The organism is Actinopolymorpha rutila (genome assembly GCF_013407855.1).
GTDB lineage: Bacteria > Actinomycetota > Actinomycetes > Propionibacteriales > Actinopolymorphaceae > Actinopolymorpha > Actinopolymorpha rutila.
On sequence record NZ_JACBZH010000001.1, the window covers coordinates 4,578,705 to 4,593,064 of the forward strand.

Consider the following 14,360-nt stretch of genomic DNA (forward strand, 5'->3'; position numbering starts at 1 on the left):
GCCGCCCGGACCCTCGGCTCAGCCTGACATCCGCCCGCACCGCGAGGTAGGACCCACTGACGAGGGAGCGCGCCGTGCCACGCCAACGACCCCAGCTTCGGCGACCCGGCAACAGGCGTACCCGACGGGCCGCCTCGGCGCGGGAACGGCTTCGGGCCGAGCTGGACGAACAGCGGATGCGCGAGGACGCCGCGGTACGCACCGAGGGGGTCGAGCAACGCGTACAGAAGCTCCGGTTCGTCCTGCGCGCCACGATGCCGCGTACCGTCGAGCCGCTGAACTTCGAGGCCCAGAAGGAGCGGGTACCGTTCCTCGACCTCGGCGACGACGCCGTACCCTCGCCGGTACCCACCTGGGCCGACTTCGCTCCCAGGACCGGCCGGCTGCGCCGGTTGCTCACCAGGGAAGCCCACCGGCAGGCCGCGCAGGCGACGGCGGAGCAGGCGTACACGAACGCGCTGGAGCGCTACCGCGGGCAGGAGGCCGCCCGCCTGGCCCGGATCGAGGAACGCAGCAAGGCACACCACGACGCCAGCGGACCGGACCGGCGGCGCGTTCTCGCCCACAACGCCGGCGTCGACCGCTTCCGCGACCGGGTGCTGACCGGCGACCCGGAGGCGGTCAGCGACTACTACACCCGGATCTTCGCGCCGTTCGCGTCCCGCCCGGCCGGCTTCCCGCGAGGTCACCGGTTCGGCTACGTGCCAGAGTCGCGGCTGCTACTGGTGGAGTGGCGGCTTCCCGGCGTCGGCGTGGTGCCGCGCGAGCGGGAGTACCGCTACAACCCGTCCACGAAGTCGGTGGGCGTGCACCGGTGGCGGCCCATCTCCGAAGTACGCAAGGTGTACCGCAGCGTCTGCGCGCAGCTGGCGATCCGGACCGTGCACGTCGCCCTGTCCGCCGACCCGGACGGCCTGGTGCAGACCGTAGTCTTCAACGGCGTGGTCGCTCCCGACAGCGACGGCGACCGCGACGCCGGGCAGGCGAAGGAGAAGGCGGCCGATCCGAAGGAGCCGGTCTGCCTGATCAGCCTGAGCGCGTCCCGGCGGCAGTTCGCGCGGCTTGCCCTGGAGGACCTCGACGATCCGCTGGGGGAGATCCGCGGCCGGTTCGACGCCCGGGTGTCGACCATGCCGGACGAGTTCGCCGCCATCTCCCCCGTTCTGCCGTACGAACTGGCCGACCCACACCTCGTCGTCCCCGCCTCGGGCAAGGGGCCGAACCTGCTGGCCACACCGCCGGAGGAGTTCGACCGGCTGATGGAGCGGCTGCTGGAGCGGATGGGCTACCAGCTCACGCCGCTCCCCCAGGGCTCCGGCAGCTACCTCGCCACGCGTACCACCGGAGGGCGGACCGAACGGGCCGTCGTCCATGTACGCCGGCGCAGTGGAACGCTGGACACCGCGGAGGTGCGCGCACTGGGCTCGGCCGTACGCCGCCGGCACGCCACCGAGGGCCTGCTGCTCACCACGGCCGGGCTCGAACCCCAGGCCTACGACTACGCGCACGGCCGGCCGCTGCGCCTGTACGCCGGGCGGAGCCTGCTGGCGCTCTGCCGGTGCCACGGGCTGCCCGCCCGGATGGACCTGCCTGCCGCGGCCGCGACCACGGGCCCGGCAACGAACGGGACGGCCAACCCGACCGCCGGGTCCAACGGTGCCGGACCGGGCTCTTCGCACCCCACCCGCCGGCTCGGACACCGGCCCACGAGGCACGCCCGTCCCTCCCCGACGTCCGGCCCGGCCGGCCCCTCCTGACCAGGGTCGGTTCTAGTCCGCCGACTCCGGGGGTTGCCGGCGGCCGAAGGCCTCGTCCACCTCGGCGGACTCCAGCCCGGCGGCGCGCATCAGGTCGTGGGCGGCCGAACGGATCTGCGCCACCATCACGTTGGCGGAGAAGCCGGTCCCGACCGAGGCGGTGGCCAGCTCGACCGCGTCCACCAGCCCGCGTTGCGTGGCCCTGGTGTCCGCGCCCCTGGCCAGTTCGTTGCGCAGGGTCCGGGTCGCCTCGGCCAGTCGGCGGACCGCCACCGGCAGGCCCGGGTCGACCGGCTCGTTCTGCTGGATCGCCACCACCGCCCGGCGGGCCAGCACCCGCACGTTGCGTACCGCGTGGTCGAGGTGATCCACCGCGTCGACGTACTGCATCAGGTGACCGCGCGTACGCCAGCGGACCGGGGCGATGCGGGCGATCTCGTTGCCCGCGCCCACCGCGTCGCGCAACTCGCCGACCGGTCCCTCGATCTGGCGCGCCCGGCGAAGCGTCTCCATGGCACGCGCCCCGTCGCGGTCGGTCAGCACCCCGGCGATCTCCTCGAGGACGGCGGCGAGTTCGTCGAGTACGCCGTTCGTGGCCCGCCGGGCGAGCAGGACCGGATTCATCGGCAACAGGACCGCGTTGACGAGCAGGCCGACCGTCCCGCCGACCAGTGCGTCGACGAACCTTCCGGTCGCCGGGGACGTGCTGACCGTGCTGACCGGTACCAGGGCGACGATCAGGATCGCCGACGCCGCCCCCTGGTTGACCAGGACGGGTCCGCCGCCGGCGAGCACCGCGGTGCACATCGCGAGGAACACGACCAGGGAGATCTGCCACGCACCCCGGCCGATCACCCCGATCAGGAGCTCGGCGACGAGGACGCCGAGCGCGACACCGACCACGAGTTCGACCGAACGCCGGAGCCGCTGCCCGAGCGCCACACCCAGGGACAGGACCGCCGCGATCGGTGCGAAGAACGGCTGCTGGTGGCCGATCAGCTTGGTGGCGATGACCCACGCGATCCCGGCCGCGGCGGCCGACTGGATGATCGGCACGAGCGCCCGCCGCAGCCGTCCCGCGCGGGCCCGCACCGACTCCCGTGAGCGGTGGGCCACCTCGCCGACGATCGTCTCCCCGCGCCGGACCATCCGCTCACCTGGACCCAGGCCGGCGTGGTCGGGCTGGTCGGGCTGGTCGGGCTGGTCGGGCTGGTCGGGCATCGTGGCGGCCGGTGCGCGAGGCGGTCAGAGGTAGAGGCCGGTCGAGTCGTCCTCGAGGCGTTCGGAGGCGACGGCGTGGATGTCGCGCTCACGTAGCAGGACGTACGCCTCGGCACGGACCTCGATCTCCGCGCGCTCCTCCGGGTCGAACAGCACCCGGTCGCCGACCACGATCGTGCGTACGTGCGGACCGATCGCCACCACCCGCGCCCAGGCCAGCCGCTTGCCCATCTGTGCGGTGGCCGGGATCACGATGCCCGCCGAGGAACGTCGCTCGCCGCTCTCGGTGTCCATCGAGACGAGGACCCGGTCGTGGAGCATGCGGATGGGCAGTTTCTCGGCCTTCAGCCGCGCGGCGTGGGAGTCAGTCACGTCATGAGAGGTTACGGCGCTCCCCGTCGGCGACGCCAAGGGGGACGCCGTAGGGAACGTGGTCTCCATGTGATCGTCGGAGGTGGGTGGCCGGGTCAGCCACGCTTGCGAACGACGTAGCGGAGCAGGGTCAGTGCCCCGATCGCTCCGGCCACGCCGCCCCCGATCGTGAGGAGCCGCTCGGTGCGCGGGCTCCCGTCGGGGTTGACGACGAAGCTCTTGGCCTTGGCGGTGACCCGCGCGGCCATCGCCTTGGGCTGCACCCGTGCGCTCAGCACGTCGACGGTGTTGGCCAGGGAGTCGCGGGTCGCCGCGAGGTCGGCCTCGATCTGCGCCGCGGTGCGTGGTCCCGAATAGGCACGCCGGGAGCCGTTGCTGACAGCCCGCTGGTCAGGAAGCGCCGGTCTGGTCGAATCGCTCACTGGTGGTCCTTTCCGATCACGTCGGCCCCGCGGTGGTTCCACCTGCAGATCCCCGAACACCTACCGGAGATCATGCCAGTCTTCCAGATGGCTACCCGGCTCGCGCGACGTTGGCACGCACCGGGTCGAACCCGAACGGAAGCTCCAGCCGGTGCGCGGCCATCAGGTCGGCGTCGGCGAGCAGGTCGACGGTCGCCCCGTCGGCGACGATCGTGCCCTCGTCCAGGATCACCGCGCGGTCGCACAGCTGCAGCGCGTACGGCAGGTCGTGGGTCACCATGAGGACCGTGACGTCCAGGCCGGTGAGGATCTCGGCGAGCTCGCGCCGGCTGGCCGGGTCAAGATTGCTGGACGGCTCGTCCAGGACGAGCACCGACGGCCGCATCGCCAGCACGGTCGCCACCGCCACCCGGCGCCGCTGCCCGAACGACAGATGGTGCGGCGGGCGGTCGGCGTGGTCGCTCATCCCCACCGCCGCCAGCGCCTCCTCCACCCGGGCGGCCAGCTCCGCGCCGCGCAGCCCGAGGTTGGCCGGGCCGAACGCCACGTCGTCACGCACCGTCGGCATGAACAACTGGTCGTCTGGGTCCTGGAACACCACCCCAACTCGGCGGCGTACCTCGGCCAGCGTCGGCTTGCCCACCAGCAGCCCGTCGACGTGCACCGAACCCCGGCCGGCCTCCAGGATGCCGTTCAGGTGGTGCACCAGCGTGGTCTTGCCCGCGCCGTTGGGGCCGAGCATGGCGACCCGCTCGCCGGTGTGCACGGTGAGGTCGACGCCGTACAACGCCTGGTGACCGTCGGGATAGGCGTACGCCAGGCCGCTGACCGCCAGGACCGGCTGCGTGGCGTGGGTCGCCGGGGATGTCGCCCGGGGCGTGGTCGTCACGAGGTCCACCATGCACCAACCGCCAGGACGAACGCGCACAGCGGTAGGACGGCCACCGCGGCCCACGCCGCGGGCGGCGTGCGGTCCTCGGACAGGACGGGCAGGGAGCCGGCGTACCCCCTGGACAGCATCGCCAGGTGGACCCGCTCCCCGCGTTCGTAGGAACGGATGAACAGCGTGCCCGCCGACCGGGCCAGGACCGGCCAGGAGCGGGGCCCGCGCGGCTCGAAGCCACGGGCCGCCCGGGCGATTCGCATCCGGCCCAGCTGGCCGGTGATCACGTCGAGGTAGCGCACCATGAACGTCGCGATCTGCACCAGTTGACCGGGCAGCCGCAGCCGCTGCAGCCCGGCCAGCAGGTCGCGCTGGTCGGTGGTGGCGGCCAGCAGGATCGAGCCGACGACGCCGAGGGTCGCCTTGGCCAGGACGTTCCACGCCGACCACAGGCCGGACTGGGACACCGCCAGGCCGGCCACATCCACCCGCGGCCCCTGGGCGATGAACGGCAGGAGTACGGCGAAGACGATCACCGGCGTCTCCACCACGACCCGCCGGGCCAGGAAACCGAGCGGCACCCGGCCGACGGCGGCGACGGCGAGCAGCAGGACGGCGTATCCGGCGAACGCCCAGAACGCGGTGCGCGGCGTGGCCACCACCACGAGGACGAACGTCACCAGGGCGACGAGCTTGCAGTGCGCGGGCAACCGGTGCACCGGCGAGTGGCCGTGCAGGTGGAGCAGGTGCGTGTGGCCCGCGGCCACGTCAGCGCCTCCCGTCGGGTGTGGCGGGTGTGGCGGGTGCGGCGTTGCGTCGGTCGCGGCGGCGGACGGCGAGCGCGACCCCGGTGCCCAGCGCCAGCACGATCGCCACGCCGGCCACTCCGGCCACCGCCTTGGAGACACGGCCGTCGGTGATGCCGCGGACGCCGTAGTGGGCGAACGGCGAGTGGCGGGTGGGGCTGTCCTTCCCGGTGGACGCGAAGCCGTGGTCCTCGGCGACCTTGTTCAGCCCGTCCGGGCTGGCCGAGGCGTAGTAGCTGACGCCGCCGGCGAGGGCGAGCACGACGAGCAGGCCCACCACCACGAAGATCCGGGTGCGAGGCCCCCTGCAGGCGTTCTGGTTGTCGTACTGGTTGTCGTAGTCGTTGTCGCGCTGGTTTTCGTCCAGGCTGTCCGAGCGGTCTTCCGGCCTGCTCATTCCGACCGGTCTCCCTTCGTGACGAGCGGGCGCGGCTCCCGCACCGTGAGCTCACGGGCCGCGAGCAGCGGGCGGGCGCCGTGGACAAGGTCGGGGCGGACGGCGATGACGCTGCCGACGGTGAGCGCGGTGATCGCCGCCTCACCGAGCCCGATCAGCACGTGCCAGCCGACCATGGCGGCGAAGACGGCCTTGATCGAGATGTCGGCGGTACCGCCGACGGCGTACAGGCCGACGAAGCACAGCGCGGCCACCGGCACCGAGACCAGCGCGGCGACGAACGCAGCCGGCGCCGCCGAGGCCGGCCGCCGCGGCAGGAACCGCAGCGTGAGCCGGAACAACGCCCAGCCGACCACCACGGTGACCACGCCCATCAGCGTGATGTTGGTGCCGAGGGCGGTGACGCCGCCGTCGGCGAAGAAGAGTCCCTGGACGAGCAGGACGACGGTCATGCACAGAATCGCCGTCCACGGTCCGACGAGTATCGCCGCCAGTGCCCCGCCGAGCAGGTGCCCGCTGGTGCCGGCGCCGACCGGGAAGTTGAGCATCTGGACGGCGAACACGAACGCGGCGACCAGCCCGGTGAGCGGCGCGGTCTTGTCGTCCAGCTCGTGCCGGGCACGGCGCAGGGAGACCGCCACCGCGGTCGCGGCGACGGCGCCGGTGGCGATCGACGTCGGCGCGTCCAGAAATCCGTCGGGCACGTGCACCGGGATCCTCCTCGCGGCTGGGGGATGATGAGGCAACCTGCCGGCCCCGCGTTGCGCCTCGTATTCTTACATGCGAATTGTTTGCAACTAGCTCCGGCGGGTCGATCCGTACGCCGACCAGGAGGACCAGTGGCACCCACCCCCCGACTCAACCCCGGCGACACCGCACCCGACTTCACCCTCGACGACACCGACGGCAAGCCGGTCACGCTGTCCGACCTGCGCGGGCAGAAGGTGATCGTGTACGCCTATCCCGCCGCGATGACCCCCGGCTGCACCACCCAGGCCTGCGACTTCCGCGACTCGCTGCAGTCGCTCGCTGCCGCCGGCTACACCGTGCTCGGCATCTCCCCGGACTCCCCGGCCAAGCTGGCGAAGTTCGTGGCGAAGGAGGGCCTCACGTTCCCCCTGTTGTCCGATCCGGACAAATCCATGCTGCAGGCGTGGGGAGCGTACGGCGAGAAGCAGTCCTACGGCCGCACCGTGACCGGCGTGATCCGCTCGACGTTCGTGGTGGACGAGGAGGGCCGGATCGAGATCGCGCAGTACGCCGTGAAGGCGTCCGGCCACGTCGCCCGGCTGCGACGCGAACTCGGAGTGTGAGGCCTGCCCGGCCCACCCGTGGCCGGCCCGTAGACTGGGCCGCCGCGGGTGGACCGGCAGGCGAGAGTGGCGGAATTGGCAGACGCGCCGGACTTAGGATCCGGTGCCTTTGGGCGTGAGGGTTCGAGTCCCTTCTCTCGCACCAGCAGGCACGGGTTCGCCCGCAAACGCTTCGCCGCAGTCCCGGTCCCCGTCGCTCCGCCGTCGTACCACCGCTCCCCCGTCGCACTCGTCGTGTCCGTCGTCTCCGCTGTGTACGCCGTCCGTACCCGGCCCTGGCTCGCCTGGAGAAGTCCCAGTGAAGCTCTCGATCCTCGTCCCCGTGTACAACGAGGTGGCGACGTTCGATCTGGTCCGCAAGCGGATCCTCGACGTCGACTACCCCTGTGACGTCGAGGTCGTCGTGGTCGACGACGGCAGCACCGACGGCACCGCCGACCTGCTCGCCGCGGTGGACGACCCACGGGTGGTGGTCCACCACCACGACGTGAACCGCGGCAAGGGCGCGGCCATCGCGACCGCGGCGAGGATCGCCTCGGGGACGCACCTGACGATCTGCGACGCAGATCTGGAGTACGACCCGGACGACATCCCGAGCCTGCTGCGCCCGGTGCTCGACGGGGACGCCGAGGTGGTCTACGGCACCCGCACGTTCAGCAGCCACACGTCGTTCTCGTTCTGGTTCGTGCTCGGCAACCGGGCCGTGACGACGTTCGCGAACGTGTTGTTCAACTGCTACATCCGCGATCTGGAAACCTGCTTCAAGCTGATGCCGCTGGACCTCTACCGCCGGCTCGGCGTCCGCTCGGCGGGCTTCGGCATGGAGGCCGAGGTGACCGGCAAACTGCTGCGCGCCGGCTACCGGCCCTACGAGGTGCCGATCTCCTACACCGCGCGCAGCCGCGCCGAGGGCAAGAAGCTCACCTGGCGCGACGGTGTCGAGGCGCTGTGGATCCTGCTCCGCATCCGGGCGGGGCTCGACCGCACGGGCAAGGGGCAGACGAGTCCGGACCGGGCGGGTCGCGCCTGACCGGCGGGATGCTCCGGCGGTCGGTCTCGCCCGCCACCGCGGCGCTGGCGCTGGTCACCGTCGCCGGGATCGGCATCCGCCTCGGCCTGTGGTGGCAGGACCGCGCGTTCTGGCGGGACGAGCTCTCCCTGGTGCAGAGCCTGGACGCCTTCCCCGCCTCTCGGCTCGCCGGGCCGCTCGCGGACGCGCAGTCGGCGCCGCCGCTGTGGCTGCTCGCGGTCCGCGCGGTCACGACGGTGGCCGGGGACGGCGAGCGGGCGTACCGGCTGGTGGCCCTGGTCTGCGGCTGCGCGACGCTGGTCGTGCTGGCGATGCTGGCCGCCGCGCTGGTCCGGCACCGGTGGGCGGCGGTGGTGCCGGTGCTGGCGTTCGCCACCATCTCCCAGCTGGTCTTCTACACCGCGCAGACCAAGCAGTACACCGCGGACACCCTGTCGGTGAGCTGGCTGCTGCTGGCCGGTGTCCGGCTGCTGAGCGAGGGTGATGATGACGGTGACGGCAGGGCTGCCCGGCGGTGGGAGCCGGCGTGGTACGTCTGCCTGGTCGTACTGCCCTGGTGTTCGCACGCGTTCATGCTCTGTGCGCCTGTGGTCGCCGGCTGGGTGAGCCTCGTCCGGTACCGCCGCGGTGAACGCCGGCTGCGCACGCTCACGGCCGGGTTGGCCCTGCCGGCCGTCTCGGTGCTGGCGGCCGCACTGCTCGCCCGGCACCTGACCGGCCAGGTCAGCGACTTCGCGACGTACTGGGCCGGCTTCTTCGGCCCGCGCGGCGCCGACCTAGCCGGCTGGCTGGACTGGCACCGCTTCGTGTTCACCGACCTCGCGCTCCGGGAGCTCGGCTTTCGCGCCTGGTGGGGATGGTTGCCGGTGCTCGCCGGATTCGCGGTCGCGCTGCGCCGCCGGGCGGACATCGCGGTCCTGCCGGCACTGCCCCTGCACGCCGGCTACGTCGCCGGCGTCCTCGGGATCTATCCGTTCGGCGCGCGGCTGGTGTTGTTCTGCGTGCCCGGCCTCCTGTGCTACCTCGCCCTGCTGATCGACGGCCTGGTCGACGGGGTGGCCGGCGCACTGCGGCGCCGGCCGGTCGGCGCTGTGGCCGGTGGCGTGGCCGGCCTGCTGGTGCTCGCGACGTGCTGGACGACGCCGGCACGACTCGGCCACGACCTGAACTACCTCTACGGCGTGGACGACTACCGGACGGCGTTCGCGCTCGTCGCGTCGAAATGGCAGCCCGGTGACGTGCTGGTCGTGGGCAACGGCGACCGGGCCGCCGCCCGGGTGTACGGCCCGAGGTTTCACCTTCCGGCGACGGGGTTGCTGCGCGCGATCCGCACCCCGGACGAGCGCCCGCGCGCACGTTGCCCGATGCCGCGGGAGGTCACGACCGCCAACCGGGTCTGGCTGCTCACCGGCGACGTCGTTCCGGTGTACGCCGGACCGCCCAGCAGGTATGCGATCGTGGCCCCGATGCTGGACCGCTACCACGTCGGCTGGCAGCAGGTGCGGGGCCGGGTGACGGTGCAGGCGGTGGTGCACGGACGCGCCTCGAACGCCCGGCCCGCTCGCTGCCTGGACTACGCGCCGGTCGGGCCGCCCGGAAGTCCGGAGCTTCCCCCGCGGCTGCCCGCGTCGTGACGGCCGGCGAAGCCGGCCCGATCGCCGCCGCAGGCCGGGTCGGGCAGGTGGACCGCGAGCAACGGGACCAGCTCGCGCAGCGCCCGGCCGCGGTGGCTCACCGCGTCCTTCTCCTCCGCCGACATCTGGGCGAACGTGCGGGTGCCGCCCTCGGGCACGAACAGCGGGTCGTAGCCGAACCCGCCGTCGGCGCGCGGCTCGGTGGCGACGGTGCCGGCGACCCGTCCCTCCACCACGTGCTCCTGGCCGCCGGGGAGGACCAGCGCCACGCAGGCGACGAACGCCGCGCCCCGGCGCTGCGCGGGCACGTCGGCCAGCTGCGCCAGGAGCAGCGCGTTGTTGCGGGCGTCGTCCTTGTCCACGCCCGACCAGCGCGCCGACAGCACGCCCGGCATGCCGTTCAGCGCGTCGACGCACAGGCCGCTGTCGTCGGCGACCGCGGGTAATCCCGAATGCGCGAACGCCGCACGGGCCTTCAGCAACGCGTTGCCGGCGAAGGTGGCCTCGGTCTCTGCGGGCTCGTCGTAGGACGCGACGTCGTCCAGGCTGAGCACCTCGACGTCGGGCAGCTGGGGGCGAAGGATCCGGTCGAGCTCGGCCAGCTTCTTGCGGTTGTGCGTGGCCAGCAGGATCTGTCGCCGCACGCCGGTCCCCATCGCCGTCACCACCTCACCGTGCCGACCCGGCCGGCAGGTCGACGGCGAGGGCCTCCGACTGGGCGCGGGTGAGCTCGGCGCACCCGATCGCTGACAGCTCCAGCAGCCCGTCGAGCAGCTTGCGGTCGAACGGCTCCCGCTCGGCCGTGCCCTGCACCTCGACGTAACGCCCGTCGCCGGTCATCACGACGTTCATGTCGGTGTCGGCGCGCACGTCTTCCTCGTAACACAGGTCGAGCATGGGCACACCGCCCACCACGCCGACCGACACCGCGCTCACCGAGTCGATCAGCGCCTGCCCCTTCAGCGCGCCCTTCCGCTCCAGGTGCCGCACGGCGTCGACCAGGGCGACGTAGGCGCCGGTGATCGCCGCGGTGCGGGTGCCGCCGTCGGCCTGCAGCACGTCGCAGTCGAGCACGATGGTGTTTTCACCCAGGGCAGCGTGGTCGATCACGGCCCGCAGAGAACGCCCGACCAGGCGAGAGATCTCCATCGTCCGGCCGCCGATCTTGCCCTTGACCGACTCGCGCGCGCTGCGGGTGTTGGTCGAGCGGGGAAGCATGGCGTATTCGGCGGTGACCCAGCCCTCGCCGGAGTCGCGCCGCCAGCGGGGCACCCCCTCGGTCACGCTGGCCGCGCACAGCACCCTGGTGCGCCCGAACTCGACCAGGACCGAACCCTCGGCGTGGTCGAGCCAGCCCCGGGTGATCGAGACCGGTCGCAACTGCTCGGCGGATCGGCCGTCCACTCTCGTCATGCTCGTCATGGGGCCGACCATACCGATCCATGCCGACAGGCATCGCAGCCGCGACGCGCACGCTTCCGGTGTCGCCCGGATGGCGCCCCAATGCCGCCCGGATCCTGCCCGGATCCCACTCGGATGGGCGCCTCAGATGTCGTACACCGCGCCGGGCCTGGCGAGCTCCAGCGGGCCGGCGTAGGCGGCGCGGGCGTCGGCGAGCATCCGCTGCCCGTCGTACCACGGCGGGACGTGGGTCAGCACCAGCCGGCCCGCACCGGCCGCCTGGGCGTACTCCCCCGCCTGCCGCCCGGTGAGGTGCAGGTCGGGCGGATTGTCCGCACCGTGCAGGAACGTCGCCTCGCTGAGCAGCAGGTTCGCGCTCGCGGCCAACTCGGCGAGCGCGGGATTAGGCCCGGTGTCACCGGTGTAGACCAGCGACCGGCCGTCGTGGTCCAGCCGCACGGCGTACGCCTCGACCGGGTGCCGTGCCGGCGCCACCGACACCACGAACGGCCCGATCTTGGTCGGCTCGACGTCCACCCAGGCACGGAAGTCGAACACCTCCCGCATGCCCGGGTCCAGCGGCAGGCCGTACATCGCGGCCAGCCGGTCCGCGGTGCCGAACGGCCCGTAGACCGGCACCCGGGCGCGCCGGCCACGCGGGTTGTAGCGGGACGCGACGTAGTAGGAACACACGTCGACGCAGTGGTCGGGATGCAGGTGCGTCACCCCCACCGCGTCCACGTCGTAGTCGGGGACGTACCGCTGCAGGGCACCGAACGCGCCGTTGCCCAGGTCCAGGACGAGCCGGAACGTACGCCCCTCGTGCGGCGCCTCCACGAGGTAACCGGACGCGGGCGAACCCGGCCCGGGAAACGAACCCGAACACCCCAGAACGGTGAGCCTCACGCCATCTCCTCCACGAAGGTGATCTCCGGTCCCAGGAACCGTCCCCCGATCTGCATGAAGGCGTCCGGGTCGCCGGTGGTGAGGAATCGGTGCCGCGGCGGATCCAGTGCCGGGCTGCGCTCGCCGCCGCTGCGCACCAGCTTCGCGAAGACGTCCTTCGCGGTCTCCTCCGCGCTGGACACCAGCGTGACGTCCGGCCCCATGACGTAGGAGATCACGCCGGTGAGCAGCGGGTAGTGCGTGCAGCCCAGGACGAGGGTGTCGATCCCGGCCCTGGTCAGCGGGTCGAGGTAGTCGTGCGCCACGGCCAGCAGCTCCGGGCCGGCCGTGAGCCCGCGTTCGACGAACTCCACGAAGCGCGGGCAGGCCTGCGTGTGCAGGTTGATGTGCGGCGCCGCCGCGAACGCGTCGTCGTAGGCCAGCGACGTCGCGGTCGCCCGGGTGCAGATCACCCCCACCTGGCCGGACCGGGTGGCGGCCACCGCCCGCCGGGCCGCCGGGAAGATCACCTCGACGACGGGAACGGAGTATCGCTCCCGGGCGTCGCGGAGCACGGCGGCGCTGGCGGAGTTGCAGGCGATGACGAGCAGCTTCACGCCCTGGTCGACGAGGTGGTCCAGGCACTCCAGCGCGTACTTGCGTACGTCGGCGATGCTCTTCTGGCCATAGGGGTACCGCGCGGTGTCGGCGAGATAGAGAACGGGTTCGTGCGGGAGCTGGTCGAGCAGGGCGCGGGCCACGGTGAGCCCACCGAACCCGGAGTCGAAGATCCCGATCGGCGCATCTGACACGGCCGTCAGCCTACGGGGCGAGCCGGACAGGCGTTCGCGGAGTGACCGGAGGTGTGACGTGAGGACCAGGGCGAACACCCGCGTGGCTCCGAATGTGGCCGGCGCCGGGGTTCGGCTCGCTCGCACGAGCCCGCACCCCGGTGCCGGCCACACCCCACTGCACCCCACCATCGGCGCCACCGAGCACCGTCACGCCGGCCTGCCCGGACCCCCCTCCGGTCCTGCCGACGTGCTCCACCCCTGGCCTCCTGTGCTCGGCGCCCCCCTCCGGGTTCCCCCGTAGTCGCCGTCCCGGGCGCGTCATGTGGCAGACCCGCGAGGTCCGAGCGTGGTTGCAGGCGGATTCGGGCAAATCCAGGTTTTTCTTACTGCTCGGTGGCTACGCCGCATCCGCCCTGCAATCCGGTGCATCTGCTCGGCGGTCAGGCCGCATCGGATCCGCGATCCCGCCACATTCCCTCGGCGGTCAGGCCCACAGCTGGCTGTCCAGCGCCTCCTCGGCGGCGTCGAGCGTGCCCTCGTAGGCGCCGGTGGAGAGGTACTTCCAGCCGCCGTCGGCGATGATCACCACGATGTCCGCGCTCCGGCCCGCCTTGACCGCCTGGTGCGCCTGGGCGATCGCCGCGTGCAGGACGGCACCGGTGGAGATGCCGGCGAAGATCCCCTCCGTGTCGAGGAGCTCACGAACCCGGCGCACCGCGTCGCGCGGTCCGACCGAGAAGCGGGAGTCGATCAGCTTCGGGTCGTACAGCTCGGGCACGAAGCCCTCGTCGATGTTGCGCAGACCGTAGACCAGCTCCCCGTAGCGCGGCTCGGCGGCGACCACGGTGACGTCGGGCTTGTGCTCGTGGAAGAACCGGCCGACCCCCATCAGGGTCCCCGTGGTCCCGAGACCGGCCACCACGTGGGTGACGCTCGGCAGGTCGGCGAGGATCTCCGGCGCGGTCCCATCGTAGTGGGCGAGGGCGTTGGCGGGGTTGCCGTACTGGTAGAGCATCACCCAGTCGGGGTGGTCCTCCGACAGCGCCTTGGCCACGCGTACGGCCTCGTTGGACCCTCCGGCCGCCGGTGAGGAGACGATCTCCGCGCCCCACATCCGCAGCAGCTGGCGCCGCTCCTCGGAGGTGTTCTCCGGCATGACGCAGACCAGGCGGTAGCCCTTGAGCTTGGCCGCCATCGCCAGCGAGATGCCGGTGTTGCCGGAGGTGGGTTCGAGGAGCGTCGCGCCGGGGCGGATCAGGCCGTCCTTCTCCGCCTCCTCGATCATCCGCAGCGCGGCGCGGTCCTTCACCGACCCGGTGGGGTTGCGGTCCTCGAGCTTCGCCCACAGGCGTACCTCGGGGCTCGGCGACAGGCGCGGCAACCCCACGAGCGGGGTCTGTCCCACCGAATCCAGCAGTGACGAGAAACGCATGCCGGCTCCCGTC

General features: G+C 72.4%; 16 protein-coding genes and 1 tRNA gene. 5 read left to right on the plus strand and 12 right to left on the minus strand.

Annotated features, from left to right (window positions below):
• The first annotated feature begins 74 nt into the window (after positions 1 to 74).
• Positions 75 to 1,757, plus strand: coding sequence for a restriction endonuclease (locus tag F4554_RS33725; protein WP_179789056.1), 1,683 nt, complete (start codon positions 75 to 77; stop codon positions 1,755 to 1,757).
• Between the two features lie 12 nt (positions 1,758 to 1,769).
• On the opposite strand, the gene F4554_RS20420 is transcribed toward F4554_RS33725, so the two are convergent.
• The 7 genes from F4554_RS20420 to F4554_RS20450 form a co-directional block, all read right to left on the minus strand.
• On the minus strand, positions 1,770 to 2,978 hold the full coding sequence (locus F4554_RS20420) for an FUSC family protein (RefSeq protein ID WP_179789057.1): 1,209 nt from the start codon (positions 2,976 to 2,978) through the stop codon (positions 1,770 to 1,772).
• Between the two features lie 24 nt (positions 2,979 to 3,002).
• Entirely contained in the window at positions 3,003 to 3,299 is a 297-nt protein-coding gene (locus F4554_RS20425) for a GroES family chaperonin (RefSeq protein ID WP_238342198.1), read from the minus strand.
• 146 nt (positions 3,300 to 3,445) lie between these two features.
• Positions 3,446 to 3,772 (minus strand): DUF3618 domain-containing protein, encoded by a 327-nt coding sequence (locus F4554_RS33170; RefSeq protein WP_179789059.1) that lies wholly within the window; start codon positions 3,770 to 3,772, stop codon positions 3,446 to 3,448.
• 91 nt (positions 3,773 to 3,863) lie between these two features.
• Positions 3,864 to 4,607, minus strand: a complete 744-nt coding sequence (locus tag F4554_RS20435; RefSeq protein ID WP_238342200.1) for an energy-coupling factor ABC transporter ATP-binding protein — start codon at positions 4,605 to 4,607, stop codon at positions 3,864 to 3,866.
• A 50-nt stretch (positions 4,608 to 4,657) separates the two neighbouring features.
• On the minus strand, positions 4,658 to 5,422 hold the full coding sequence (gene cbiQ, locus F4554_RS20440; protein WP_179789061.1) for a cobalt ECF transporter T component CbiQ: 765 nt from the start codon (positions 5,420 to 5,422) through the stop codon (positions 4,658 to 4,660).
• 1 nt (position 5,423) lies between these two features.
• Positions 5,424 to 5,858 (minus strand): PDGLE domain-containing protein, encoded by a 435-nt coding sequence (locus tag F4554_RS20445; RefSeq protein ID WP_179789062.1) that lies wholly within the window; start codon positions 5,856 to 5,858, stop codon positions 5,424 to 5,426.
• On the minus strand, positions 5,855 to 6,568 hold the full coding sequence (locus tag F4554_RS20450) for an energy-coupling factor ABC transporter permease (protein WP_179789063.1): 714 nt from the start codon (positions 6,566 to 6,568) through the stop codon (positions 5,855 to 5,857). The genes F4554_RS20445 and F4554_RS20450 overlap by 4 nt, the downstream gene beginning before the upstream one ends.
• A gap of 129 nt (positions 6,569 to 6,697) precedes the next feature.
• On the opposite strand from F4554_RS20450, the gene bcp reads away from it, so the two are divergent.
• From bcp to F4554_RS20470, 4 genes are all read left to right on the plus strand, one after another.
• Complete coding sequence (bcp, locus tag F4554_RS20455; RefSeq protein ID WP_337796123.1) at positions 6,698 to 7,171, plus strand: thioredoxin-dependent thiol peroxidase; 474 nt, start codon at positions 6,698 to 6,700, stop codon at positions 7,169 to 7,171.
• A 60-nt stretch (positions 7,172 to 7,231) separates the two neighbouring features.
• Positions 7,232 to 7,316, plus strand: a tRNA-Leu gene (locus tag F4554_RS20460).
• A 153-nt stretch (positions 7,317 to 7,469) separates the two neighbouring features.
• Positions 7,470 to 8,201: a glycosyltransferase gene (locus tag F4554_RS20465; protein WP_179789064.1), complete on the plus strand. Its 732-nt coding sequence runs from the start codon at positions 7,470 to 7,472 to the stop codon at positions 8,199 to 8,201.
• Between the two features lie 8 nt (positions 8,202 to 8,209).
• Positions 8,210 to 9,835 (plus strand): glycosyltransferase family protein, encoded by a 1,626-nt coding sequence (locus F4554_RS20470; protein WP_179789065.1) that lies wholly within the window; start codon positions 8,210 to 8,212, stop codon positions 9,833 to 9,835.
• Here F4554_RS20470 and rdgB read toward each other — a convergent pair.
• The 5 genes from rdgB to F4554_RS20495 all read right to left on the minus strand — a co-directional run bounded on the left by rdgB (position 9,775) and on the right by F4554_RS20495 (position 14,347).
• Positions 9,775 to 10,491 (minus strand): RdgB/HAM1 family non-canonical purine NTP pyrophosphatase, encoded by a 717-nt coding sequence (gene rdgB, locus F4554_RS20475; protein ID WP_179791666.1) that lies wholly within the window; start codon positions 10,489 to 10,491, stop codon positions 9,775 to 9,777. The genes F4554_RS20470 and rdgB overlap by 61 nt on opposite strands.
• Positions 10,492 to 10,504: 13 nt before the next feature.
• Positions 10,505 to 11,257, minus strand: a complete 753-nt coding sequence (gene rph, locus F4554_RS20480) for a ribonuclease PH (protein ID WP_420360730.1) — start codon at positions 11,255 to 11,257, stop codon at positions 10,505 to 10,507.
• A 123-nt stretch (positions 11,258 to 11,380) separates the two neighbouring features.
• Positions 11,381 to 12,142, minus strand: coding sequence for an MBL fold metallo-hydrolase (locus F4554_RS20485; RefSeq protein WP_179789066.1), 762 nt, complete (start codon positions 12,140 to 12,142; stop codon positions 11,381 to 11,383).
• Positions 12,139 to 12,933, minus strand: a complete 795-nt coding sequence (gene murI / locus F4554_RS20490) for a glutamate racemase (RefSeq protein ID WP_337796124.1) — start codon at positions 12,931 to 12,933, stop codon at positions 12,139 to 12,141. The genes F4554_RS20485 and murI overlap by 4 nt, the downstream gene beginning before the upstream one ends.
• 466 nt (positions 12,934 to 13,399) lie before the next feature.
• Positions 13,400 to 14,347 (minus strand): PLP-dependent cysteine synthase family protein, encoded by a 948-nt coding sequence (locus F4554_RS20495; RefSeq protein WP_179789068.1) that lies wholly within the window; start codon positions 14,345 to 14,347, stop codon positions 13,400 to 13,402.
• Positions 14,348 to 14,360 lie beyond the last annotated feature (13 nt).